Origin of the sequence: Kitasatospora sp. NPDC101183 (assembly GCF_044767945.1) — a bacterium.
Lineage (GTDB): Bacteria > Actinomycetota > Actinomycetes > Streptomycetales > Streptomycetaceae > Kitasatospora.
In genome coordinates this window covers 186850-210912 of record NZ_JBIWOW010000005.1, presented here as the reverse complement: position 1 = coordinate 210912, position 24063 = coordinate 186850, and the positions used below count along the sequence as shown (strand labels likewise).

At 73.6% G+C, this 24063-nt stretch carries 20 protein-coding genes; 13 read left to right on the top strand and 7 right to left on the bottom strand.

Annotated elements, in window-relative coordinates; genetic code table 11:
* Positions 1-103: 103 nt before the first annotated feature.
* A complete protein-coding gene (locus tag ACIRRS_RS08515) occupies positions 104-634 on the bottom strand; it encodes a hypothetical protein (RefSeq protein WP_402966764.1) in 531 nt (176 codons plus the stop codon).
* A 213-nt stretch (positions 635-847) separates the two neighbouring features.
* Between ACIRRS_RS08515 and ACIRRS_RS08510 the strand changes: the two genes are divergently transcribed.
* The gene (locus tag ACIRRS_RS08510; protein WP_402966762.1) at positions 848-1837 is read left to right on the top strand and encodes an ArsR/SmtB family transcription factor; all 990 of its coding nucleotides are present in this window, start codon (positions 848-850) and stop codon (positions 1835-1837) included.
* On the opposite strand, the gene ACIRRS_RS08505 is transcribed toward ACIRRS_RS08510, so the two are convergent.
* Entirely contained in the window at positions 1809-2573 is a 765-nt protein-coding gene (locus ACIRRS_RS08505; RefSeq protein WP_402966760.1) for a helix-turn-helix domain-containing protein, read from the bottom strand. The two genes, ACIRRS_RS08510 and ACIRRS_RS08505, sit on opposite strands and share 29 nt — an antisense overlap.
* An 86-nt stretch (positions 2574-2659) precedes the next feature.
* On the opposite strand from ACIRRS_RS08505, the gene ACIRRS_RS08500 reads away from it, so the two are divergent.
* Positions 2660-3331: a hypothetical protein gene (locus tag ACIRRS_RS08500; protein ID WP_402966758.1), complete on the top strand. Its 672-nt coding sequence runs from the start codon at positions 2660-2662 to the stop codon at positions 3329-3331.
* 35 nt (positions 3332-3366) lie between these two features.
* On the opposite strand, the gene ACIRRS_RS08495 is transcribed toward ACIRRS_RS08500, so the two are convergent.
* From ACIRRS_RS08495 to ACIRRS_RS08485, 3 genes are all read right to left on the bottom strand, one after another.
* Positions 3367-3954 (bottom strand): protoglobin domain-containing protein, encoded by a 588-nt coding sequence (locus ACIRRS_RS08495; RefSeq protein ID WP_402966756.1) that lies wholly within the window; start codon positions 3952-3954, stop codon positions 3367-3369.
* Between the two features lie 97 nt (positions 3955-4051).
* Positions 4052-4639, bottom strand: coding sequence for a MarR family winged helix-turn-helix transcriptional regulator (locus ACIRRS_RS08490; RefSeq protein WP_402966754.1), 588 nt, complete (start codon positions 4637-4639; stop codon positions 4052-4054).
* A 116-nt stretch (positions 4640-4755) separates the two neighbouring features.
* On the bottom strand, positions 4756-5742 hold the full coding sequence (locus ACIRRS_RS08485) for a LuxR C-terminal-related transcriptional regulator (RefSeq protein ID WP_402966752.1): 987 nt from the start codon (positions 5740-5742) through the stop codon (positions 4756-4758).
* Positions 5743-6059: 317 nt separating this feature from the next.
* On the opposite strand from ACIRRS_RS08485, the gene ACIRRS_RS08480 reads away from it, so the two are divergent.
* The 4 genes from ACIRRS_RS08480 to ACIRRS_RS08465 all read left to right on the top strand — a co-directional run bounded on the left by ACIRRS_RS08480 (position 6060) and on the right by ACIRRS_RS08465 (position 10469).
* Positions 6060-6353, top strand: a complete 294-nt coding sequence (locus tag ACIRRS_RS08480; protein WP_402966750.1) for a hypothetical protein — start codon at positions 6060-6062, stop codon at positions 6351-6353.
* 83 nt (positions 6354-6436) lie between these two features.
* On the top strand, positions 6437-7315 hold the full coding sequence (locus tag ACIRRS_RS08475; RefSeq protein WP_402966748.1) for a hypothetical protein: 879 nt from the start codon (positions 6437-6439) through the stop codon (positions 7313-7315).
* Between the two features lie 51 nt (positions 7316-7366).
* Positions 7367-8878: a hypothetical protein gene (locus tag ACIRRS_RS08470; RefSeq protein WP_402966746.1), complete on the top strand. Its 1512-nt coding sequence runs from the start codon at positions 7367-7369 to the stop codon at positions 8876-8878.
* A 133-nt stretch (positions 8879-9011) separates the two neighbouring features.
* Positions 9012-10469, top strand: coding sequence for a hypothetical protein (locus ACIRRS_RS08465; protein ID WP_402966744.1), 1458 nt, complete (start codon positions 9012-9014; stop codon positions 10467-10469).
* Positions 10470-10557: 88 nt separating this feature from the next.
* Here the strand turns inward: ACIRRS_RS08465 and ACIRRS_RS08460 are convergent, their stop codons facing one another.
* Together ACIRRS_RS08460 and ACIRRS_RS08455 are read right to left on the bottom strand one after the other, a co-directional pair.
* A complete protein-coding gene (locus ACIRRS_RS08460; protein WP_402966742.1) occupies positions 10558-10914 on the bottom strand; it encodes a hypothetical protein in 357 nt (118 codons plus the stop codon).
* Between the two features lie 57 nt (positions 10915-10971).
* Positions 10972-11763, bottom strand: coding sequence for a class I SAM-dependent methyltransferase (locus ACIRRS_RS08455; RefSeq protein WP_402966740.1), 792 nt, complete (start codon positions 11761-11763; stop codon positions 10972-10974).
* A 288-nt stretch (positions 11764-12051) separates the two neighbouring features.
* Between ACIRRS_RS08455 and ACIRRS_RS08450 the strand changes: the two genes are divergently transcribed.
* The 7 genes from ACIRRS_RS08450 (at position 12052) to ACIRRS_RS08420 (ending at position 24031) form a co-directional block, all read left to right on the top strand.
* A complete protein-coding gene (locus ACIRRS_RS08450; protein WP_402966738.1) occupies positions 12052-13698 on the top strand; it encodes a hypothetical protein in 1647 nt (548 codons plus the stop codon).
* A complete protein-coding gene (locus ACIRRS_RS08445) occupies positions 13695-15107 on the top strand; it encodes a peptidoglycan-binding protein (RefSeq protein ID WP_402966736.1) in 1413 nt (470 codons plus the stop codon). Before ACIRRS_RS08450 ends, ACIRRS_RS08445 begins: the two co-directional genes overlap by 4 nt.
* Before the next feature lie 19 nt (positions 15108-15126).
* Positions 15127-15729 (top strand): PASTA domain-containing protein, encoded by a 603-nt coding sequence (locus ACIRRS_RS08440; protein ID WP_402966734.1) that lies wholly within the window; start codon positions 15127-15129, stop codon positions 15727-15729.
* Between the two features lie 100 nt (positions 15730-15829).
* Complete coding sequence (locus ACIRRS_RS08435) at positions 15830-17071, top strand: hypothetical protein (RefSeq protein ID WP_402966732.1); 1242 nt, start codon at positions 15830-15832, stop codon at positions 17069-17071.
* On the top strand, positions 17068-19044 hold the full coding sequence (locus tag ACIRRS_RS08430) for a hypothetical protein (protein WP_402966730.1): 1977 nt from the start codon (positions 17068-17070) through the stop codon (positions 19042-19044). Before ACIRRS_RS08435 ends, ACIRRS_RS08430 begins: the two co-directional genes overlap by 4 nt.
* Before the next feature lie 29 nt (positions 19045-19073).
* Complete coding sequence (locus tag ACIRRS_RS08425; RefSeq protein ID WP_402967053.1) at positions 19074-20171, top strand: AAA family ATPase; 1098 nt, start codon at positions 19074-19076, stop codon at positions 20169-20171.
* The gene (locus tag ACIRRS_RS08420) at positions 20168-24031 is read left to right on the top strand and encodes a TIR-like protein FxsC (RefSeq protein WP_402966728.1); all 3864 of its coding nucleotides are present in this window, start codon (positions 20168-20170) and stop codon (positions 24029-24031) included. The genes ACIRRS_RS08425 and ACIRRS_RS08420 overlap by 4 nt, the downstream gene beginning before the upstream one ends.
* Positions 24032-24063: the final 32 nt, after the last annotated feature.

Sequence of the window (24063 nt, the reverse complement as noted above, 5' to 3'; positions counted from 1 at the left end):
GTCCTCCTCGCGGATGTCGAACAGCTCCAGCATCGCCGCCCGGGCCGACCCGCGCATCCGGGCCCGCCCGCACCCCCGTCGCGGGCGGGCCCGCGACGGTCGCTCAGGCGAGGGTCTCGCAGAGGTTCTCCACCCGGTTCTGGGCCAGCACCTGGACCTGCCCGCCCGGGTGCACCAGCAGCACCGCGCCGCCGCTGAACACGTAGTCCCCGGCGGCGTGGTAGGGGTTGCCGGGGTGGATCTTGGCCGAGATGTGCGAGTCCTTCGGGACGTCCCAGACCGTGCTGCCGTCCGGCAGGCGGTACTCGGTGGCGTCGCCGCTCTGGTCGCGGGTGGCCTGGGCGCCCGTGTCGAGGTTGGTGTAGCGCAGGATCAGCGGCCCGCGCCAGAGCACCTGGGCCGGCGAGCCGTCGGGGTAGCGGGCGACGGTCCTGGTCTCCTCCTGGTCGAGCACGTCGGTGATGTACAGGTGGAACGGGCAGAGCGTCCCGGCGGGCGCGTCGTAGTCCTGCCCGTGGTACGGCTGCCAGCCGTCGTCGTCGGCCTGCGCGGCCGGGGCGGCCAGCAGCAGGACGGCCGTCGCCACGGCGACGACGAGGGCGGACGGCCGGGCGAGGTGCGACGGCATGCGCATGGGGGCCTCCTGGAGTGTCGGGTCGGATCGGGTCGGTCGGGTCAGATCGGGCCGGGTCAGATCGGGCCGGGCCGGATCGCGTCGGATTCGTGCGGCCCCGCCCGGCAGAGCCCCTGCCCGCGCGGCCGCGCACTGGGTATCGTCTGGCCGGGGCCGCACGGGTGCGACCCTTTCGGCCAGGGCCGAAAACCCGCGCGCAGGGAGGGTTGGGGCATGGCGATCCGCATCCACTTCACGGCCGAGGACCTGCTCGGCACCCGGTTCGCGGACGGCCCGGCGCCCCTGATGGAGCTCGAAATGGCCGTTGCCATGCTCCAACGCCCCGACGTGGACCGGGCGTTCGCCCGCCACCACCGCCAACTCGGCGCCAGGGCCACACGGTTGGCCGCCCCTCTCGCCCAACTCGTCCCGCCCACCGGCGCGGGCCCCTTCTTCCTCGACCCGCTCACCGTCGACCTGGAGGAGGGCCTGGAGGCCGTACGCTCCTCCCCCAACTCCCTCGTCCGCAGCGAACTCGCCCGCGTCCACGGCAACGGCCTGCCCGTCACCCCGCTGATGCTCGCCCTGGCGGAGCAGGACCGGCAGGCCTGGCAGCACCTGGAGCGCAGCCTGCGCGCCTGCCACGCGGCGCTGATCGACGAGGCCTGGCCCCGGCTGCGCACCGGCTTCGACACCGACCTCGCCTGGCGCGGGCGGGTGCAGCGCGAGCAGGGTCTGCGCGGGATGCTGGCCGGCCTCCACCCGGGCAGCCGCTGGCGCGGCAGCACGCTGGAGATCCCGGTCGCCCGGCGTGCGGAGTACCGGCTGGAGGGCGGGGGCGTCCTCCTGCTGCCCTCGGCGCAGTGGACGGGCGAGCCGCTGTGCGGCCCGCTCCCGGACGGGTCGCTGCTGCTCCTCTACCCGGCCGTCACCCCGCTCCCCTACCTGCCCGAGGACACGCCCGCCGACGAACCCGTGGCCACCCTCCTCGGCCGCACCCGCGCGGCCGTCCTGCGCCTGACCCTGCACGAGCCCACCACCGGCCAGCTCGCCCGGGACCTCGGCCTCTCGGCCGCCACCGTCTCCGAGCACACCCGCGCCCTGCGCCACGCGGGCCTCGTCACCACCGTCCGCACCGGCCGCTCGGTGCGGCACAGCTGCACCGCGCTCGGCCACCGCCTGCTGACGGCGGCGCTCAACCCCCTTCCGTCGCCCGGCCGGTGACGGACGCCCGGCCGGTGACGGACACGGGGCCGGTGACGGACGCCCGGCCGGTGACGGACACGGGGCCGGTGACGGAAGGGCGGTCGCCGACGGACGGCCGGTCGGCGGCCGCGACGAGGTCCTCGAAGCCCAGCGGGCTGCCCTTCCCCCGCTTCTCCGCCTCCAGGTCCAGGCCGTCCAGGGCCAGGTCGAGGTGGCGGTGCAGGAGCGCCCCGTCCGCGTCCAGGCGGTCCAGGCCGCCGGGGAGCGGGCGGGAGAGGCGGATCGACAGCAGGACGAGGTCGCCCATGCCCACGTCGGGGCGCAGCCGGCCGCAGCGGTGCGCGGCCTCGATCAGCGCCCCGACGGTGCTCGCGGTGCCGGTGCGGATGCGGACGAGTTCCTCGTCGACCACCAGCCCGTCGAGCAGGACGAGGATGAGTGCGCCCATCCGCAGGTCCGCCGCCGCGTGGACGAAGCGGCGCACGGCGGCGAAGGCGTCGCCGTCCGCCGCCGCGGCCGCTTCGGCCGCCTCCTCCAGCTGCGCGAGCAGGTCTCCGGTGAGGTCCCGGACGAGCGCCTCCCGGTCGGGGTAGCGCCGGTAGAGCGTGCCGGGCCCGATCCCGGCCTGGCGCACGATCAGGTCCAGGGGCGCGTCGAGGCCGTGCCTGAGGAACACCTCGCGCGCCGCGTCGAGGATCCGCCGTCTGCTGCGTGCCGCATCCGCCCGCACGGTGCACCGCCTTCCGCTCTTCATCTCCGAAACGGAGAACTTCTCTCCGCTATGGTAGCGTCCACAGCAAGACGGAGAACTTCTCTCCGCTTAACCTCAGAAGGCACGCCATGACCAGCAGCGCGCTGACCGTCCGGACCGTCATCGACGGCACCGAGCACCCCCGGGACGACATCCGCCGGTGGGAGCTGCACCGCGCCCGCACCGCCCTCGCCCTCCTCAAGGACCGGATCGGCGACGACGCCATGCGCGCCCTGCTCGCCGAGGACGTGGCGGCCGCCGACCGCGCGATGGCCCCGCTGCCGCAGGCCTCGGGCGGCGCCTGGCGCTCCGCCGTCACCGAGATGACGGCCACCGGGATCACCGCCGGGGAGTTCCTCGCCTGGTGGCAGGGCCGCCTCGCGGGCGGCGACCGCACCGCCCTGCTCGCGGCCAACCCGGAGCACTACCTCGCCGACTCCGCCGACGGCGTGGTCGAGATCATCGAGACCATCGGCTCCGGCCCACTGCGCTTCTTCCTCACCTTCCACGACGGCGACACCGCGCCCGACGACACCCCCGACTCCGCGTACCCCGTCCGGATCGGCGGCACCGGCCGGCTCGCCGACGGCACCGAGGTCGCCCGCGTCCTGCACGAGTTCGGCGACGGGCCGGACGGCCTGCGCATCCGCCTGACCATCCGGTTCCCCGCCGCCGCCCCCGAGCACGTCTTCACCGGCCACCAGTGGCACTTCGCCTGCGAGTTCCTCAACTGGCTCGAGGCCGCCCACGCGGCGCGCTGACCGCCGACCCGCCCTCGGCTCGCCCGGCCGTCGGCCTACCAGGCCGCCCCGGCGTACGGGCGGGCCCAGAGCGAGACCTGCAGCGTCACGACCTTGAACCACGCCTGGTGCATCGCCTCGACCTGCTCCTGGGCGTGCCCCTTGGCCGCCAGGAACGGCCGCATCGTCGCCGTGATCGGCACGACGAACGCGATCAGGTACCGCAGCGGCACGGACGGGACGGACGGCGCGCCGTCCGTGACGTTCTTCTTCGCCACCGTGTGCCGCAGCGCGATCTCCTCCTGCTGGGCGAGCCAGCGGGCGTCGTACGGGCGGGTGCAGGTGTCGGTGATCCACTGCCCGAACCGGCGGCGCACGGCGGCCAGGTAGTCGCCGATGGGGGCGCCCTCGGGGGTGGAGAAGTAGGCGAGCAGGTGCGGGTGGGAGCCGACGAACCCGTACCAGACGTCGAGGATCTGCTCGGTCTGGTCCGCCAGGACCTCGCCGGCGAGCTTGAGCGCCGCGACGTCCGCCTCGGTGAACAGGGTCGCCGCGGCGAGCCCGTCCAGGTCGCCCGCGGTGACCGGGGAGGGGGCCTGCTCGGGGTCGTCGTAGCGGTAGCCGGGAATGGGTGCGTACGTCATGTCCGTCCTCGAATTCCTTGAACCGAATTAGGAGTCCTAACTACCTCGACGCTACCGATCCCCCACGCCCCTGCGCAAGGCCCGGATTGACGAGGAATCAGTTCCCCGCGGGCAGGTGCTCCGGGCAGTCCACCCTCAGGTCCGCCGCTGCGAGCGGGGCCCCCAGCAGCCCGCACCAGTCGCCCGCCCGGCCGTCCGGGGCCTCCTCCCGCAGGAACCGGCAGGTCAGGCACGTCCGGGCGACCGTGATCCGCCCCGTCCGGTTCAGCGAGGCCACCGCCTCCAGCAGCACCCGCAACGCCGTCGCCCGGTCCTCCGGCGAACACGCGGCCAGCCCGGCCACCAGCGGATCCCGCCACCCGTGCAGCCGCCCCGCCACCTCCCGCCCGGCCCCCGTCGGCACCCACGCCGACCGCCGGGTGTCCGTCACGTCCGGCACGGACTCCAGCAGCCCCTTGCGCACCAGCGCGGCCGCGGCGTCACTCACCGTCGGCGCGGACACCTCCAGCCACCGCGCGAAGCTCCCCGTGCTCTGCGGCCCCGCGCCCGCCGTCGTCACCCGCAACAGCAGCTGCGCCTGCGTGACCGACAGCCCCTCCCCCTTCGCCGCCTCCCGCAGCATCGCCCGCCCGGCATCCCCGAGCCGCTCCACCGCATCGACCACCCGCCCGTCGAGCCCCTCCACCACTGCCCCTCCCGCCCGCACCGACAACCGCACAACCGCCCAGTCTAGGCAGCCGCGCCGGGCTCACCGACGGACGCGACCCGCCCCGGTGGGCGGAGCGGGTCGCGTCCGTCGGCTCACAACCAGCCGCGCCGGGCCGCCTTCAGGCCCGCCTCGAACCTGCTCGTCGCCTCCAGCCGCTCCATCAGCGTCGCCATCTGCCGCCGCACCGTCCGCATGGAGACGCCGAGCCGCTTGCCCGCCGCCTCGTCCGTCATCCCCGACGACAGCAGCCTCAGCAACTCCCGCTCCCCGGGGGTGAGCCCGTCCTCCGGCGCCTGCCCCCGCGTCGCGCCGAGCGGGACGGCCACCTCCCAGGTCTGCTCGAAGAGCGCGACCAGCGTGGCCACCATGCCCGGCGAGGAGGTGCAGAGCGCGCCCAGCCTCGAGTTGTCCGGGTCGATCGGGACGAGCGCCACCGTACGGTCGAAGATCAGCAGCCGCCCGGGCAGCACGGGGCTGCTGCGGATCTCTCCCCCGCGGTCGGTGGTCCACTGCGCGTACGCGTACGTCGCCGGGTCGTTGCGGACGCTGTCCTGGTAGATCACGCGCATCCGCACCTGCCGGCCGAGGGCCTGCTCGTCCAGCGGCCGCGACGCCCGCAGGCTCGCCTCCGACTGGGCGCCGCCCGGGATGATCGACAGGCACTCCTCCCGGAGCCTCCCGGTGAGGAGCTCCAGCCGGCCCTGGATCGCGTCGAGGCCCACGAGGCGCTCGCTGCCGTCCTGGTCCACGTCGGGCTGCTGGGTCGAGTACGCGGCGATCGCGCGGGCCGCCGCGGCCTTGCCGACCGCCAAGTCGTGGTGGCGTCGCGCCAGTTCCTCCTCCTGCCGCCGCAGAAGGTGTTCCAGTCCCGCCTCGAGGCCGACGGCGCGAAGGCCGTGGACGGCCTCCCGGGACGGCGTCAGCAGCCCGAGCTCGACCAGGTGGTCGAACGCGTCGCGCACATCGGGCTCGGTCGTCCCCGCCCGGACGGCGAGTTCGGCGACGCTTCCGGCCGTCCTGTCCAGCATCTCGCGGTAGACGGCCTCCGTACGGGCGTCCAGCCCGAACGCTTCCAGCACTGTGTGTCCCCCCAGTTCCCATCAGCTTGTGCTGTCCCCCTTGCTGATCACCGATCCTATGTGCGCCGACTGACTGTCACCATGCGGCCGGTCCCATTGGTGACAGCCCGGAACCGTTCCCACGGCCGGGTCCGCCGAGCAGGATGGTGGTCACCGGGACAGCGGAGGAACGACTCCCCGACCGGAAGCCTTCGAGGGCCCGAGAGGCCCGCACCACCAACGACTTCTCCACGGGGGACAGCCATGCCTCGCACCATCGCGCCGACCGCTGCCACCACCACCGACGCCTCCTCCAACTCCCCGCCGCGGGTGGCCGGATGGAACTGAGCACGATCCGGGTCGTCCTGGCCCGTGTGGTACCGACGCACGACACCCCCCTCACCAGCGCGGCCGGCCCGCTGGTCAAGAACCTGATCCGGACGCACGCCGAACCCTCCGACGGACTCGAACACCTCACCGTCAGGCCCGAGGGCTCGGGGCTGGACCTCTACTTCTTCGTCCGGTCCGCCTCCGAGGCCGCCTCCTTCGCCCAGGTCCAGGCACTGCTCGACCGGGTCGGCGGCCCGGGCGGCCCCCTCGCCGAACACGGCTACGCGCCGCTCCGCGGCTGACCCCGCGCACCCGGACGCCAGGCTCCCTCCTCCGCCGGCGCCCCCTCCTTCCTTCCTGCCCTTCTCATTCCCTGGGAGCCGTCATGCCCGGACGCACTCGACGACTGACCCTGACCGCCGCCTCGACGGTCCTGGCCCTCTGCACCGCCGCCGTGGTGACCGGCTGCGGCGCGGCCGACACCGGTTCGCCCGCGGCCGCCCCGACTCCCGTTGCCAGCAGCGCCGTTGCCACTCCGGGCAGCCCGCCCACCAGCGCCGTCCCCGCCCCTTCGGCCCCCACCGGTGACCCCGCGCCCGCCGCCGGGAACGCCGCCCCGACCACTGCCCCGACCACTGCCCCGACCGGCGCGCCCGTCCCCGCACCCGCCAACGCGAACGCGGCGCCCGGCACCGCCCTCACCCCCGCCGTCCAGCCTGCCGGCCTGGCGCGGCTGCCCATGGCCCCGGCGCTCGCCTGGAAGCCCGACGGCCCACTGAGCAGCCAGAACGTGAAGGGCCGCACGATCACCCTCAACGAGTGCGCGGGCGTCACCGGCGCCACCACCTGGCAGCAGCAGGCCTACCTCAGCCAGGCCCGCAACCCCGCGAGCCAGCAGTTGTTCTCCTTCTCCGGGCCCGAGGCCGCGAACGCCGCGTACCGGAAGCTCCTCGCCGACATGGACGCCTGCCAGGGCGCCAGCCTCCGGCTCCAGGGCGAGCAGGGCAAGCCCCAGGACGCGACCGTGACCCGCACCGCCTCCACGTCTGACGGAACGTCATGGTCCAGGACGTGGACGGGAATCGGCGGACTGTCCGCGCCGGACCACCAGACCAACCACGTCTACGCGCTCCAGCAGGGCGCCGTCCTCACGCTCTTCCAGTTCGACGAACTCGACGACCGCCCGGGTCCGGCGGCCCACGACAACGGCACCGACCCGTCCGTCCTGGCCGCCCTCGCCGCGCTCGGATCCGCCCAGCACTGAAGCAACTCACCCGTACAGACCGCGAATCAACGAGCAAAGGAACGCATCACCATGTCTCTCAAGAAGTCCTCCTCCCGCCTGTCCGGTGTCCTGGTCGCCGCCTGCGTCGCCGCCACCACGGTGCTCGCCGCCGCCCCGGCCCACGCCGACTCCATCCAGGCCGGCGGCTCGCTGTCGTCCTCCTCGACCGGTTCGTTGGGGAACAACGCCGCCCCGGGAGGCACGGTGACCCGCAGCCAGGTCCTCGCCCGTGCCCAGGCCTGGGTGAACCAGAGCGTTCCGTACAGCACGAACGGACTCAACTCGCCGTACAGCTGGTGGTCCGACAGCCAGACCGGCGGCCGTTATCGCCAGGACTGTTCCGGATTCGTCTCCATGGCCTGGGAGCTGACCTCCAGCCCGACCACCCTGGACCTTCCCGCCTACTCGAACAAGATCTCCGCCCCGGACCTCCAGCCCGGTGACATCCTCGACAGCGACCAGCACGTGATCATCTTCGAGAGCTGGCGCGACAAGGCCGCGGGGACCTTCAACTACTACCAGGAGAGCAGCCGTTCGCGCCCGACGAACTACAACAGCGACGGCAACCTCAACGCCTCCTCCCTCGCGGGCCACCCCACCAGCAGCTACACGGCCTACCGCTACAAGAACATCGTCGACGACGGCCCCTCCGTGCCGGGTCAGGGCCCGGGGAACACGTTGAGTGCGTCGGCGAGCGGGAACCAGGTCCACCTGAGCATGATCGGCTCCGACGGCCAACTCTGGGTCACCGAGGGCGACTACAGCGCCGGGACGTGGAGCACCAACTGGACCCCGATGGGCGGAAGCGGCCTCAAGGCCCTCACCAGCACCATGACCGGCAACACCGAACAGCTCTTCGCCATCGGCTCCACCGGCCACATCTACACCAAGGGCGCCGACTACACCGCCGGCAAGTGGTCCGGCGACTGGGTCGAGGTCCCCGGCGGCGCAGCCGGAGCCACCGCCATCACCGCCAGCGCCACCGGCAACAAGGTCCACCTCAACATCCTCGACACCGCCGGCCAACTCTGGGTCACCGACGCCGACTACACCGCCGGCACCTGGAGCACCAACTGGACCCCCATGGGCGGAAGCGGCCTCAAAGCCCTCACCAGCGTCATGACCGGCAACACCATGCAGCTCTACGCCGTCGGCTCCACCGGCCACATCTACACCAAGGCCGCCGACTACACCGCCGGCAAGTGGTCCGGCGACTGGGTCGAGGTCCCCGGCGGAGCAGCCGGAGCCACCGCCATCACCGCCAGCGCCACCGGCAACAAGGTCCACCTCAACATCCTCGACACCGCCGGCCAACTCTGGGTCACCGACGCCGACTACACCGCCGGCACCTGGAGCACCAACTGGACCCCCATGGGCGGCAGCGGCCTCAAGTCCCTCACCAGCACCATGACCAACAACACCATGCAGATCTACGTCACCGCCGCCAACAGCCACGCCTTCAACAAGGGCGCCGACTACACCGCCGGCAAGTGGAGCGACGGCTGGAACGAGGTCCCCGGCGGCGCCGTCTCCGCCAACTGACCAGCGACCGGGGCACGTTCGGCCCATACCGCCCGGACGTGCCCCGGCTCCCGGCCAGGCGCGGACGCCGCCCCGCGCGCAGGACCCGACCCGCCGATCCCTCCACCCTCCTCCTTGAAAGGCAGTCGCCCCGATGAAGACCCGTCTCCGCACGTTCCTCCCCGCCCTCACCACCGCGGCCGCGCTGATCGTCCCCGCAGTGGTGACCGCCTCCCCCGCCCGGGCCGCGAGCGGGGACCGCTCCTGCGGGACCGTCACCGCCGCGGACTCCACCACGGCGGCCAACCTCAACAAGGTGCTGACCGGCACCCTGGCCAACACCATGACCGCCTACCAGGTCTCCTGCGCACGGGCGGTGATCGACACCGTCCACGCCCGCGGGCTCTCCGACCGGGCCGCGGTGATCGCGATCACGACCACCATCGTCGAGTCGAACATACGGAACAATCCGAACGTGATCGACGCGACCAGCGTCGGCCTGTTCCAGCAGCAGACCTGGTGGGGCTCGTACGAGCAGCGGCTCGACCCGGCCTACGCCACCAACAAGTTCCTCGACGCGATGATCAGCAACTACCCCAACGGCTCCTGGCAGAACACGCCCATCGGCGTCGTCTGCCAGAAGGTCCAGGTCTCCGCCTTCCCCGCCCGCTACGAGCCGCAGGCCGCCGACGCCCAGCGCATCGTCGACGCGCTCGCCTCCACCTCGTCCTCGGCAGCGGGGAACACGTTGAGTGCGTCGGCGAGCGGGAACCAGGTCCACCTGAGCATGATCGGCTCCGACGGCCAACTCTGGGTCACCGAGGGCGACTACAGCGCCGGCACCTGGAGCACCAACTGGACCCCCATGGGCGGAAGCGGCCTCAAGGCCCTCACCAGCACCATGACCGGCAACACCGAACAGCTCTTCGCCATCGGCTCCACCGGCCACATCTACACCAAGGGCGCCGACTACACCGCCGGCAAGTGGTCCGGCGACTGGGTCGAGGTCCCCGGCGGCGCAGCCGGAGCCACCGCCATCACCGCCTCCGCCACCGGCAACAAGGTCCACCTCAACATCCTCGACACCGCCGGCCAACTCTGGGTCACCGACGCCGACTACACCGCCGGCACCTGGAGCACCAACTGGACCCCCATGGGCGGAAGCGGCCTCAAGGCCCTCACCAGCGTCATGACCGGCAACACCATGCAGCTCTACGCCGTCGGCTCCACCGGCCACATCTACACCAAGGCCGCCGACTACACCGCCGGCAAGTGGTCCGGCGACTGGGTCGAGGTCCCCGGCGGAGCAGCCGGAGCCACCGCCATCACCGCCTCCGCCACCGGCAACAAGGTCCACCTCAACATCCTCGACACCGCCGGCCAACTCTGGGTCACCGACGCCGACTACACCGCCGGCACCTGGAGCACCAACTGGACCCCCATGGGCGGCAGCGGCCTCAAGTCCCTCACCAGCACCATGACCAACAACACCATGCAGATCTACGTCACCGCCGCCAACAGCCACGCCTTCAACAAGGGCGCCGACTACACCGCCGGCAAGTGGAGCGACGGCTGGAACGAGGTCCCCGGCGGCGCCGTCTCCGCCAACTGAGCCGTTCCACCCGGTGAGCCCGGTCGCCGACCAGCACCACGGTCGCGACCGGGCTCCGGCGCGTCCGTCCTCCCCTGCCGCAGGGCCGTCAGCGGCCCAGGAGGCGGTTCCAGCGGGGGAGTTCGGTGGTGCAGCAGGCGATCACGAGGAGGGTGACGACGGTGGCCGCCCAGGTGGGGAAGAGGAGTTGGGCGGCGATGTCGGCGGCCGCGAGTTCGACGAGGACCATGAGGATGGTCACCCAGCCGGGGACGGGGATGACGGTGCCGGGCTTGTCCCCGGGGGTCTGGAAGAGAGCCGGGGCGCCGATCAGGAGGACGTCGACGCCGATGGCGAGCGGGATCGAGTGGTGCCAGAGGGCGATGGGCAGGCAGATCCAGGCGACGAGTTCGAGCCCGACGCGCAGTGCGGTCGCGTACCAGCGCTCGGAGTGCTTCTGCTCCACGGCCTCTCCCCCGGTCGACGGCTGACGCGGCAGCCTAGCAGGGGCGGGGGCCGGGGGTCAGTCGGTCGGGGAGCGGCGCAGGGTGAGCATGTCCTGGGTGTGGCCGATGGTGTAACTCCCGTCCGGCCTGGTGAAGTTCAGCTGAACGTAGGAGGTCAGCTCGGCCCGGGTGGGGCGGGCGCTCAGGGTGGCGAGCTCGGCGACGTTGACCATGAACTCGGCGACGTCCACCGCCTCCTCCAGGTGCTCGGTGCGGTAGCGCAGGCCGAGGGTCTCCAGGGCGAGGCCGTCCGCCGGGTGCAGCTCGCGCAGGGCGGCGGCGAGCGGGCGCAGGTCGTAGCGGACGCCGGTGAAGTGGGCGGCCATCCGCATGCAGGGGCTGTCCGGGTTCTGCAGGACGACCAGCAGGGTGCCGCCGGGCGCCGTCCAGGAGCGGAGGCGGTCGACGGTGGGCAGCCAGCGCTCCTCGGGGACGTAGTAGAGCACGTGGGAGAGGTGGACGAGGTCGGCGGGCTCCGGCGGCTCGGCCCGGTCGATCGGCTCCGGGAGGACGAGGGCCTCCGGGCAGACGGCGCGCAGCTTCTCGCGCATGGCCGCGCTGGGCTCGACGGCGACGACGCGCTCGAAGGAGCGCCCGAGGTACGCGGTGGTGCGGCCCTCCCCGGCGCCGACGTCCAGCAGCACCCGGCGGTGCGGCAGCGCGGCGACGACCTCGCCGAGCCGGGCGTGGGTGAGCGGCTTCTCGTCCGTACCGGCGAGGAACAGCTCGAAGGAGCGGCGGTACTGCGGGCCGGAGACGTCGAGCACGCGGACCGCCTCGGTGTCGGTGATCGTGGATTCCGGTTCCATCAGTGGCCTCCCGTAGGTGTGCGGCACGGTCGCGTGCCATTGCAGCGGGGCGGGCGGCCGGCGGCGCGCAGGCACGTTCCTGCCCGCGTGTCGGGCGGGGCCGCCGGGAATGCCGGGCCCCGGTGGTCGACGCCCGGCAGCTGTGCTCGAATGGAGTAAAGACAGCAGCGCCATGGCCCCCTGTCACCCGCACATGTCCGCACGCGAGGTCGCGCAACGCGAGACGTGCACGGTGAGCCGCGCCCTCGCCCGACCCGGATCGGGAACTCACTCAGATCGGGACGTCAGATGGGTACCATCGACGGTCTGGGAGCGCTGCAAAAGGCCCTCCTCTCAGCACTGGATCAGATGGGCGCCGCGATCAGCGCCGTCCTTCAGGCCGACAAGGACATGGTGTTCGTGCACCAGTCCCCCGGCATCCCCATCGATCCGAAGGAATACGAGAACCCCTGGACGGTCGAGGGCGGCGACGTGTACGCCCTGCTGGCCTCCGGGGGCGACGTCAAGATCCCCCAGGTCCAACAGCCGCCGGCCCCGGCGACCCCGGCGAGCGGGACCACGACCACCACGAAGAAGCCGCCGCCGCCTCCCCCGCCGGATCCGAACGCGGAGGTCGGGATCAACTCGGCGGTGGCGACCTCCCACTTCGCCAACCTGAACCTGCAACTCGGCACGTCGATCGCGGTCTACGGACCGGGCACGGTCTCCGACGCGTGGGGGCTGGTCGCGGGCGCCGTCTTCGCCGACAAACCGCCGGACAAACCCCAGGCCCAGGAGGACGCGATCAAGCAGGCGCTGGCCGTCCTCTACGTCCGCCCCGGGGCGCCGACGCCCGGCTACCAGACCTTCCGGAAGGACCGCACCACTGTCACCGGCCTGATCGGCAAGAAGGCGGCCGCGTTCGTGGCCGCGATGGGCGACCCGGCGAAGGCCGCCGCGTTCCCGCTCGGCGACGGCAAGGTCTTCGACCAGCAGATCCAGGACGCCGAGACCGACCTCAACGCCGCCGACCTGGCAGCGGGCCCGATGTCGTACTCCCAGGCGGAGGCGTTCATCAACGCGCAGGGCGTCGACATCGTCGTCGGCGCGGTGGACGCCGTCAAGCAGCGCTGGCTGCTCTTCGGTCAGACCTCGGCCGCCGTCGGCCAGTTCGCCTACACCACCATCGATCCGCCCTCCTGGTGCCAGTCGACGGACGACAGCTTCGGCCCCATGCAGATCGACGTGTCCGACTCGACCTACGACTCGGCCTCCGCCAACACCTTCAACGCCTTCTCCAGCAGCTACTACAACGCCTCCAGCCAGTCCGACACCGGAGGCGTCGGCATCGTGTACGGGCCGTTCAGCGCCACCGCGGACGTGGGCTTCTCCTCGGCCAAGGCGGCCGGCGGGTTCGCCAGCGGCTCCTCGGCCGGGGCCGTCGGCTGGGACAAGTCCAGCAGCGCGAGCATCAGCGGCGAGTTCTTCCTCGCGACGATCGACCGGCCGTGGCTCTTCGACGAGATCTTCCGCGTCGGGAGCGGCTGGCACATCACCGACAAGGGCGCGAACTACCTCAGCGACGGCACCAACACCGCCGCCAACAACGCCAACTTCTTCCCCGCCGTGCCCGTGCAGATCCTGGTCGCCCGCAACGTCGCCATCAGTTGCGACGACTGGGGCGACTTCCAGACCTTCGCCACCTCCTTCGCCCAGAGCGCCGCCAGCCAGCAGAGCTCCTCCGGGACGACCTACGGCGGCTCGGTCGGCGCGTTCGGGCTCGGCGTCACGTACAACCACCAGGACGCCAGCACCGACGGCAGCCAGTTCGGCCAGGACGACGGCAGCTCCAGCTGGAGCTACCAGACCACCGACAGCGGAGGAACACTGAGCATCCACGGCACGCAGGTCCTCGGCTGGGCCCTGCACGTCACTCCCCCGTCCCCCACGTCATGACCACCCCCGACCTGGCCGCCGCCGAACAGGCGCTCATCGCCGACCTCACGGCGATCTTCGGCACCCTCACCGCCGGCAAGGCCGTCGCGTTCTTCCCCGGCCTGCCGGTGGACGACCAGATCGTCCAGAAGGGCGTGGTGAACACGCTGCGCCTGGCCCAGTGGCTCACGACCTTCGACACCCCGATGGTCCTGGTCCCCGGCCAGGCGCAGAACACGGCGCCCCCGGGCGGCCAGAGCGCCACCGCCCTCTACTCCACGATCATCCACAGCGCCGCGCCCCTCGATCCGACGAGCCAGGCCGGCAGGCAGGTCGTGCAACGCCTCGCGGCCGACCTCACCCTGGTCGACCAGGTCTCGCCGGCCGCGCCGCTCGGCAGCGATCCGACGGACTGGCCGCTGCCGGGCAACGCGTCCTGGCAGACGGCCAGCACGGCCCACACCCAGGCCGCGCCCGACCTGAGCGACCCGGCGAACACGACCGTCACCCTGCCGAACCTCGGCAGCGACGACCCCTCCGCCCCGCAGGAGTTCACCCTCACCGCCTGGCTGAAGGCGGTGGGCGACTCCGTCCGGGCGGGCGACCCGCTGTTCGAGGCGGAGACGGGCAAGGCCGACACCGAAGTCCCCTCCCCCGCCACCGGCACCCTGCTCCGGATCGCCGTGCCGGAGGGCGCCACCGTCAGACCGGGCGACACCCTCGGCGTCATCGGCCCGGGGCAGCCCCCGCCCCAGGCCGTCGTCGCGTACCAGTACACCCTGGTCTCGCTCACCCGGCTGGCGTCCGGAACGCCCTGGTGGGACGACATCCTGCTGACGGACCCGGACTGGTACGTGCCGGGGCGCGCCGCCGGCACACTGCTGCCGGCGCCGGGCGGAGGAGCGGTCAACGCGCTTCCGTACGCGCTGCTGGTCGTGCGCGACGTGGTCGTCAACAGCCCGGGCCAACCGCCGTCGGACACGGAGACGCTGGGCCCCGTCCTCGTCTCCCCCGACGCCGGCACGACACCGACACCGACACCGACACCCGCCGGCGCCGCACCCCCGCTCGGGCGCAGCGGCATGCAGGCCGTGGGCCTGGTCGCCAACGCCCTGCCCTCGCTGCCGCCCGCCGGCGACCCGGCCCTGACGGCCGCCACCCCGCCCGCGTTCCAGCCCTTCCCCGGCGCCGACTTCTTCACGGCCGGGCGCCGGAGCCCGGTCGTCGCGGCGATGCACGCCCGGCTCGTCGCCGTCGGCTGCGGCCGGTACACCACCACGACGGGCCAGGACGTGTGGGGCGACGGGGACACGGCCTCCTACCAGGCCTGGCAGGTCCACCTCGGCTTCTCGGGCACCGACGCCGACGGCCGTCCGGGCCAGTCGAGTTGGGACGCCCTCCAGGTGCCCTTCGTCACCGCCACCCCCTAGGCAGAAGCTGGAGGCCGCCGTGCTCCTGGCCACTCCCGAGCCCACCCCCACGCCCTCGCCCGGCCCCGTGCCGAGCGGGCACACCGTGCTCACCTGGGGGCAGACCCTCACCGCCCTGCTGGTCATCGCCGGGGTCGTCCTGCTGATCGGCCTGGTCCTCTGGGCGGCCTCCGCCTCCGGCGCGCCCCCACACCCCGGCGGCCCGGCCCCGGCGGGCGGCGGCGTGGCGCGCAGCTGGATCGCGCTCTCCCTGATCGCCGGCCTGCTGTTCTGCGCCGTCCTCGCCTTCGCCGTCGACGACTCCACCATCCGCAGCGGCCTCATCGGCGCCCTCGGAGCGGCGGTGGGCGCGGCGACGGCGTTCTTCTTCTCCTCCCGGTCCACCGACCAGGCCCAGAGCCTCCTGAACACCTCCATGGGCACGGAGACCGTGCCCGACCTCCTCGGCCGCACCGCCGACGACGCGATGCGCGTCCTGAGCACCACCACCCTGAAGCTGGTCACCGACCCGGCCTCCCCCGTGGCGCCTCCGCCCCCGGTTCCCCGAACCGTCGTCAAACAGCTTCCGCCGCCCGGCACCACCTCCCCCAAGGGCACGACCGTCCTGGTGACGTACGGGTGACCCACGGCTGAGTGGCGATTTCCCGGGAGCGCCCGTCCCGCGCCCCCGGCGGCGCTACGCTGCTGACCGGGGCAGGCACACGTAAGGGACGGGGGGCGGGGTGCGGTTCCTTTTCGTACACGGCACCGGCGTGCGGCGGGACGGCTACGATCCGCTGTTCGAGCTGGTCTCGCGCGAGCTGCTGGCCCGGTTCCCGGGCGCCGAGACGGTGCCCTGCTACTGGGGGGACGAGTACGGCGCGACCCTCGGCGCGGGCGGCGCCTCGATCCCCGGATTCACGCCGACGGCCGCCGCGCCGGACGACGGCGGGTGGAGCCTGCTGTACGTGGACCCGCTGTGCGAGCTGCGGGTGCTGGCCGAACTGCCCGTCGAGGACGGCGGGTTCGACCCGCCGGGCTTCCGCTCCCCGGGGGAGGCCGTCGCCGACCGGCTGGCCCTCCTGGTCGACGGCTCCGACACTCGGGGCGACCTGGCCGGCCTGGCCGGCCTGGCCGATCTGGCCGACCTCCTCGCCGCCACCGGCCTGGAGGGCCGACTGGCCCCCGCCGTACGGGAGATCGCCGACTCGCCCGAGTTCGCCGAGGCCTGCGAGCGCGCCCGCGACGAGGCCGCCGCCGCGGAGCTGACCACCGCCACCGCCCGCGCCGTCGTCGCCGGGGCCGTCACCGCCGCCGGGCCCTGCGCGCTGTGCACCGCCGACGAGCGCGACCGCCTGGTCGAGCTCGTCGCCGACCAGCTCGGGGGCACCGCCCGAGGCGCCCTCGGACGGGCGGCCGGCGTGCTCGGGCGGCTCGGCCTGCGGCTGCTCGTCCAGCCCCAACTGGAGCGCAGGCGCGGCGCGTTGACGACGGGCGCCTCCCCCGCCGTGGGCGACATCCTGCGCTACCAGGCGCGCGGCGGGCCGCTGCGCGCCTTCCTCGGCGAGCGGATCGGCGCCGCGCCCGGCCCGACGGTGGTCATCGGCCACAGCCTCGGCGGCATCGCGCTGGTCGACCACCTGGCCCTGGCCGCCGCGCGCGGCGAGGCGCCCGAGGGGCTGCGGCTGCTGGTGACGGTCGGCTCCCAGGCCCCGTACCTGCACGAACTCGGCGCGCTCAACGGCCTGGAGCCCGGCGCCGCCCTGCCGCCCGGGTTCCCCGACTGGCTGAACGTCTACGACCCGGGCGACCTGCTCGGCTACTGCGCGGCCCCGGTGTTCCCCGGCGACGCCCGGGTCACCGACCATGAGGTGACGAGCCGCCAGCCGTTCCCGTACTGCCACAGCGCGTACTTCAAACTGCCCGCCCTCTACGACCGGATCGCCGCCGCCCTGGCCGGTCCGGCCCTGGGGGCCGCCGGGTGATCCACCTGTCCGACCAGGGCGGCCCGCCGCTCTCCCCCGAGCGGGTCTTCGCCCTCGTCGTGGGCATCGAGTCCTACCAGCTCGGTGCCGACTGGAACCTGCGCGGCCCCGCCCGGGACGCCGTCCGCTTCACCGACTGGCTGACCGGCCCGGGCGAGGTGCCGGCGGAGAACGTGCGGCTCTTCCTCTCCCCGCTGCCGACGACCGCACCCACGACCGCCGCACCCTCCGCCGGGGTCGCGCACCGCCCCGCCACCGGCAGCGCGATCGAGAACGAGCTGATGGAGGAACTCCCGCTCTGTGACGGCGAGTTGCTCCTCATCTACTGGGCCGGGCACGGATTCGCGGGTGACTACGACCAGTTGATCCTGCCCTTCGCCGACACCTCCACCGGCCAGTTCCGCCACCTCGACCTCGACTCCGCCCTCCTGTTCTGGAACTCGAACAAGGTCCACCGCTCCTTCCGGCGGATCGTCTCGATAGGCGACGCCTGCCGCCTCGACCCGCGCTCCGGGGCCCGCGCCTCCTTCGGCCGCACCGACTACCGTCCGGGCAAGCGGGTGAACAACCGGCGCACCTTCCTCCTCTACGCCTCCCGCCCCGGCCTGCCCGCGCAGAACCTCGCCGGGGCCGGCCGGCTCACCGACAGCCTCCTCAAGCGCCTCGCCGGCCGTACGCTGGACGCCGGCATCCGCCAACTCCCGGACATCGCACGGCAGGTGCACACCGACCTCACCGGCCCGGTCGAGCAGGGCTCGGCGCCCGTCCAGGAGATCGAGTGGCGCATCACCGGCTGGGACGGCACCCCGGTCGTCGACGAGGCCTGGTGGGACGAGCCGGCCTGCGCACCCCGCCTCGACGAGCAGGCCTGGACGGAGTTGCGCGCCCTGCTGCCCGGCCCCGAGCTGCCGCCCGAGGCGTACCACGCCTACCGCTGGGCCTTCGAGGCCGCAGGCTGCGCGCCCCCCGGCCCGGTGCTGCCCGCCGCCGAGCCGATGGCGGTGGTGCGCGACCTCGACCAGCGGGTCGGCGGCGGCGCCCGCCGCCTCCCGCTCCCGCTCGCCTTCGTCGCCTACCTCGCGGCGCGCGAGAGCGACGGGGCGACGGCCGACGGCCTCGCCGACTGGGTCCGGCGCACCGGCGCCCGCCTGGGCGCGGACGCCGTCCCCGCGCCGCCCGCGCCCGAGCGCGACGGCCGGGCCGAACTGCACGTCCAGCTCGCCGAGTCCAGCGCGCAGGACGCCTTCCTGAGCCGGACGTGGCTCTACCGGGGCGGCTTCGAGACGCTCTGGGAGTCCGCCGGTCCCGTCACCCTGGCCGCCGTCCAGGAGCAGCTGGTCAGGCTGCTGTTCGACACGGCGGTGGGCCCCCAGGTCGGCCGGATCGAGTTCCACGTCCCCGAGCCGCTGCTCGACGAGGAGTTCGAGCGCTGGCCCGTCCCCACCCGGGGCCACCGCCAGGGCGAACTCGGGCGCGCGTACGAGGTCGTCGTCCGCTGCCCCGACGAGCGCACCCACCAGTCCGGCCACCGCTGGGTCCGCAAGTGGGCCTGGTACCGCAAGCACGGCGGCCGCCACCCCGACGCCGTCCTCGCGCTCGCCGAGGGCACCCCGCTTGACCACGGCCTCGTCGACCGCCTCGGCGCCGACGGCCACCCCGTCTGCGCGCTGCTCGGCCGCCACCCCGCCTCGCTGCGGGACCGGCTGGAGATGATGCTGGACGCCGGCCTGCCCATCGCCCTGTGGCCCCGGGGCGTACAGGACGACGGCTGCCGCCCCGACTGCGGGGGCGGGGGCGGGAACGACCTGCGCGCCGTCCTCGCCGAGGCCGAGGAGTTCGACCTCGACCGGCTGCCCGCCATGGTGAAGCGGCTGCGGATCGGCGGCGGGGCGTACGGCTGCGCCGGGTGCCTGCGCCTGGGCCTGCTCTGGGACGACCCCGAACACCGGCCGCAGCCGGGGGCGCTGTCGTGACCACCGACCGGGATGAGGAGTTCGCGCACATGAAGGACTGGTGGATCTACCGGGGCGAGGGCTCACCCGGGCCACGCCTCGACCGGCTGGCCGGGAAGCAGCCGCCCTGGCGGGAGTTCGACGGCGAGGCCGACCCGCAGTACCGTCCGCCGGGCACCGTCGGCCGGGCCTGGGAGCGCACCGAGCGACGCGGCGCGGGCTACGTCGCGGACGAGGACGAGATCGACGCCGTCAACACCGCGCTCTACCTGCGCAGGCCGCTGCTCGTCACCGGCAAGCCCGGCGTCGGCAAGTCCACCCTCGCGTACGACATCGCCGTCGACCTCGGCCTCGGCCCCGTCCTGCACTGGCCGATCACCAGCCGCAGCACCCTGCGCGACGGGCTGTACCGCTACGACGCGATCAGCAGGCTGCACGACGCCAACCTCCGCCAGCTGCACGGTCGTCGAAGCGCCTTCGAGTCGCTCCCAGCCGCCACCGGGGACGCCTCCGCCCCCGACCACTCCATCGCCCCCTACCTGCGCCTCGGCCCGCTCGGCACCGCCCTGCTGCCGCAGGAGCGCCCCCGGGTGCTGCTGATCGACGAGATCGACAAGAGCGACATCGACCTCCCCGGGGACCTCCTCACCGTCTTCGAGGACGGCGGCTTCGAGATCCCCGAACTCGCCCGGATCGCCGCCCGGGAACCGCGCCTGCGCATCGGCACGGACGACGACGAGGCCTCAGCGGACGACGGGGCCGGGGCGGGCGTCGTCGTCGGTGGCGGACGCGTCCAGTGCCGCGCCTTCCCCATCGTCATCCTGACCAGCAACAACGAGCGCGACTTCCCGCCGCCCTTCCTGCGCCGCTGCATCCGCCTGCACGTCCAGCCGCCCACCGTCGAACGGCTGGAGAGCATCGTCCGCCGACGCCTCCGACTGCCCGACCAACTCGACGCCGGGAGCGAGGAGTTGATGCACGACCTGATCCGCACCTTCGACCAGCGCCGCATCGACGGCGACCTGGCCACCGACCAGCTGCTCAACGCCGTCCAGCTCAGGCTCAGCGGCGCCTGGTCGGACGACCGGGAGCGCGAGGCCTTCCTGGACACCGTCCTCCAGCGGCTCTCGGGACCGGCCGCGCCGTGATCGACCGTCTGCTGCGCGCGCTCGCCGAGGCCGACACGGCCACGGCGGCCGGACTGGCGCCCGAGGAGCTGGCCGACATCCTGTGGCTGGCCGGCTGCCTCGAAGGCGGCCACCCGGCCGACGGAGCGCGCCCGCAGACGGCCCCGGAGGCCGCGACTCCTCCGCCCGAGGACACCCCTCCGGCGGAGCCTCCGGAGCCCGCGCCCACCGACGAACACGCCGAACGGCACTACGCCCGCGCCGACGTGGCCCCGCCCGGCCCCACGACCACCGACGGGTCGGCCGCCGCCCCCGCCCGCGTCCCCCGCGCGAGCGCGCTGGCCGACCCGCTGGCCGTCATGCGCGCCCTGCGCCCGCTCGGACGCCGCACCCTCACCGGCACCCGGGGCGCGGCCGAACTCGAACTCGACGAGGAGGCCACCGTCAGCGCGGGCGTCGACCAGCGCCTCCTCATCCCCGTACTGCGCCCCGGCCCGGGGCGGTGGCTGGACCTCGCGCTCGTCGTCGACACCCACCGCTCGATGGTGCTCTGGCACGACCTCGTCACCGACCTGCGCCGCGTCATCGGCCAGACCGGCGTCTTCCGCGACGTCCGCACCTGGTACCTCGGCGGCACCGAAGCGGACGGCCACCCCGTCGTCGCCGCCCGCCCCGGCGGCGCCCCGAGACGCCCGCAGGAGATCGCCGACCCGTCCGGGCGCCGCCTCGTCCTGGCCGTCACCGACACCATCGGCGGCGGCTGGGGCGGCCCCGCCATGGACGCCGTCCTGCGCGGCTGGGGGCGGCACGGGCCCGTCGCCGTCCTCAACCTCCTCCCCGAACGCCTCTGGTCACGCGGCGCCGTCCGCCCCGTGCCCCTCCTCCTGCGCGCCGACGACCCCGCCGCACCCAACGCCCGCTGGGCGGCCACCGCCACCGGCCGCAGACGGCGAGGGCGGGCGGGACTGCCCGTCCCCGTGGTCGAGCCGACGGCCGACTCCCTCGGGAACCTGGCGGCGCTGGCCTCCGGCAGCGGGAGGAGCGTACGGCTCGGTTGCCTCCTCCTCGGGGCGCAGACCCCCCTGTCCGCCCCACCCGAGACGGACGACGCCCAAGACGCCCAAGACGCCCAACTCGCGCTGAAACGCTTCCGGGAGAGCGCCTCCCCGACAGCCCGCGACCTCGCCGGTTACCTGTCCGCCGTCCCGCTGGTCCTGCCCGTCATGACCCTCGTCCGCCGGGTGATGCTGCCCCGGTCCGACCACGGCCACCTCGCGGAAGTCCTCCTCAGCGGCCTCCTCGCCCCCTGGGAGGCCCCACCCCCGGGCGCGGACCCGGAGGGGCTGCGCCTGGAGTTCCTCCCCGGCGTCCGCGACGCCCTCCTCGGGGCGCAGCGGCGGGAGGACGTCGTCCGCATCCGCGGCACGGTGCGGCGGGAGGTCGGGGCGTGGCTGCGCTCCCACCCGTCACCGGCGGACTTCCGGGGGACCCACACGGGCGGCGAGACGGCGGGCGGCCAGGAGACGGTGGCACGGGACGCGCCGCCGTTCGCGGAGCGGACGACGGGCGGCGAACGGCCGACGGTGTTCCCGGTCTCCGCCGTGCTCGCCGATCCGACCCTGCTCGGCATCGAGCCCTCCGAACGCCGCCCGGGCTCCGAGGACCTGCCGCTCCTGACGCCGTACCTGCGGCGCCGGGCGGACACCCCTCTGGAACGGTCCATGCGCCGCGAGACCACGAGCCTCAACACAGCGGTCCTGGTCGTCGGCAGCCCGCGCACCGGCAAGACCCGCGCTTGTCTGGAGGCACTGCGCCGGCTTCCCTCCGACTGGCAGATCTGGCGGGCGGACGATGCGGGGGAGCTCCGGAGGGGAATGGACACCGTCACCCCCCGCACCGTGGTCTGGCTCGGCGACGTCGTCCGCCTCCTCGATGCCTCCGGCGCGACCGAGGCGGTGGTGACGGAACTGGTGGCGCTCGTGCGCGGGGAGCGTCACGGTCACGGGTCCGTCCTCCTGCTGGGCACCGTCGACGCCACTTCCGTCGAGGACCTCAGGGACGGCCCTGGACGCGCTCCGATCCGCCCCCTGCTGGAACACGCCCACAGCGTGGTGTTCCCGAACCAGTTCTCCGAGAACGAGGTCGAAGCCCTCGCAGGAACCGGCATCACAGATCCACGCCTCGCGGAGGCCCTGCGCATCGCCGAGGACGGACGCGTCATCCAACTCCTCGCCGCAGCACCGTGGTTGCGCGATCAGCTGGAGGGAGCACCACCCACCGTACGAACGATGCTCCGCGCGGCACTGGGCGCGAAGCGGAACGAATACCGGGAGCGGGTCTCGGTCCGCGAGCTGATCGAGGCAACGGGGAGCCTGCTCAGAAGCCAGTTCATGGACGCGCTGTCGTACGCCACCGCGACCGACAGCGGCTCGACGGCCCTCCTCCAAACCTGGACGGATCGGGGCGAGGAGGTCACGTATTCGGTGCACCCCCTGGTGGAGGAGTGGTGCAAGCCGCTGATGCCCCCACCGGAACGGACCCGCACCCCGGTGCTCGTGTCCGCCGGGAGCGGCCACGGCTGGGACGACGGCGACGACGCCCGTCCCTACTTCTTCCTCTCCTACGCCCACACCCCCGCCGCCGGTGCGCGGGGCGCCGGCGATCCCAACCGCTGGGTGCGCCAGCTGTACCAGGACCTCTCCGAGGCGGTCCTGCAACTCACCACCGTGCCGGACGGCGTACGGGTGGGGTTCATGGACCAGTCCATGCACCAGGGCGAGTCCTGGGCGTCACGCCTGTCGACCGAGCTGGCGACCTGCCGGGTGTTCGTCCCGCTCTACTCGCCGCGCTACTTCAACAGCCTGGCCTGCGGCCAGGAGTGGCACGCCTTCACCCGCCGCCCGGTCTATCCGGCGAACCTGGACTCCGAGCGCACCAGCGGCATCGTGCCGGTGCTCTGGGCCCCGATGTCCCGCTACCGTCTGCCGACCGTCGCCGGCGAGCTCCAGTTCAACCACGCCAGCTTCGGGCCCGAGTACGCCACCGAGGGCCTCTTCCCGCTGATGAAGCTCGCCTACTTCCGCTCGGCGTACGAACTCGCGGTCCACCGCCTGGCGATGAGGATCGTGCAGGTGGCCGAGGAGACGGTGATCCCGGTCGGCCGGCAGCTGGAATTCACCTCCCTGCCCAGCGCGTTCAACGTCACCGCCAACGCCAAGCAGCTCCGGATCTGCGTACTCTCCTACCGCCAGGACGAGTTGCCGCCCGGCCGCAACCCCTCCTTCTACGGCGCCAGGCGCACCGACTGGCGGCCGTACGGCCCGGGCAGCACGCCGATCGCGCAGCACGCGGTGCGCCTGGCACGGCAGTTGGGCTTCCAGACCACCGTCTCCGAGTTCGAGGACGAGGCGGAGGCCATCATCGAGGGCAACGCCGAGGCCCCCGGCCTCCTCCTCCTCGACCGCTGGGCGCTGCGGGACCCGGGCCGCCGCGAGCTGCTCCGCCGCTTCGACCGCTCCGACGCGACCTGGATCAGCGTCCTCGAACCGTGGAACGCCGACGACCCCGACCTCTCCGAACGGGGCCGCGACCTCGCGGAGTTGAGCGACCAGACCCTCCGCATCACACGCCGCGTCACCCGCCCGACCTTCCTCCGCCCGGTCGAGCGTCCGGCCGCCCTCGGCACCCTGGAGGACTTCGAGGACGCCCTCCCCCGCGCCGCCATGTCGGCCAAGTACGCCTTCGAGGGCCTCACCCGCCCCGAGCCGGCCCAACCCGCCGCCCCCCGCCCCACCCTCCGCTCCTCCCCCGCCCTCGACCCCTTCGACCCCGACGACGAGGACCCCGACGACGGCTCCGCCCCCCTCGTCCCCTCCCGCTGATCCCCCTGACCGTGCACTTCTGAGTACCGCTA

Bases quoted from the DNA above. Each gene is read 5' to 3' on its own strand.
- ACIRRS_RS08515 (WP_402966764.1), bottom strand. From the start codon at position 634: ATGCGCATGCCGTCGCACCTCGCCCGGCCGTCCGCCCTCGTCGTCGCC.
- ACIRRS_RS08510 (WP_402966762.1), top strand. From the start codon at position 848: ATGGCGATCCGCATCCACTTCACGGCCGAGGACCTGCTCGGCACCCGG.
- ACIRRS_RS08505 (WP_402966760.1), bottom strand. From the start codon at position 2,573: ATGAAGAGCGGAAGGCGGTGCACCGTGCGGGCGGATGCGGCACGCAGC.
- ACIRRS_RS08500 (WP_402966758.1), top strand. From the start codon at position 2,660: ATGACCAGCAGCGCGCTGACCGTCCGGACCGTCATCGACGGCACCGAG.
- ACIRRS_RS08495 (WP_402966756.1), bottom strand. From the start codon at position 3,954: ATGACGTACGCACCCATTCCCGGCTACCGCTACGACGACCCCGAGCAG.
- ACIRRS_RS08480 (WP_402966750.1), top strand. From the start codon at position 6,060: ATGGAACTGAGCACGATCCGGGTCGTCCTGGCCCGTGTGGTACCGACG.
- ACIRRS_RS08475 (WP_402966748.1), top strand. From the start codon at position 6,437: ATGCCCGGACGCACTCGACGACTGACCCTGACCGCCGCCTCGACGGTC.
- ACIRRS_RS08470 (WP_402966746.1), top strand. From the start codon at position 7,367: ATGTCTCTCAAGAAGTCCTCCTCCCGCCTGTCCGGTGTCCTGGTCGCC.
- ACIRRS_RS08465 (WP_402966744.1), top strand. From the start codon at position 9,012: ATGAAGACCCGTCTCCGCACGTTCCTCCCCGCCCTCACCACCGCGGCC.
- ACIRRS_RS08455 (WP_402966740.1), bottom strand. From the start codon at position 11,763: ATGGAACCGGAATCCACGATCACCGACACCGAGGCGGTCCGCGTGCTC.
- ACIRRS_RS08450 (WP_402966738.1), top strand. From the start codon at position 12,052: ATGGGTACCATCGACGGTCTGGGAGCGCTGCAAAAGGCCCTCCTCTCA.
- ACIRRS_RS08445 (WP_402966736.1), top strand. From the start codon at position 13,695: ATGACCACCCCCGACCTGGCCGCCGCCGAACAGGCGCTCATCGCCGAC.
- ACIRRS_RS08425 (WP_402967053.1), top strand. From the start codon at position 19,074: ATGAAGGACTGGTGGATCTACCGGGGCGAGGGCTCACCCGGGCCACGC.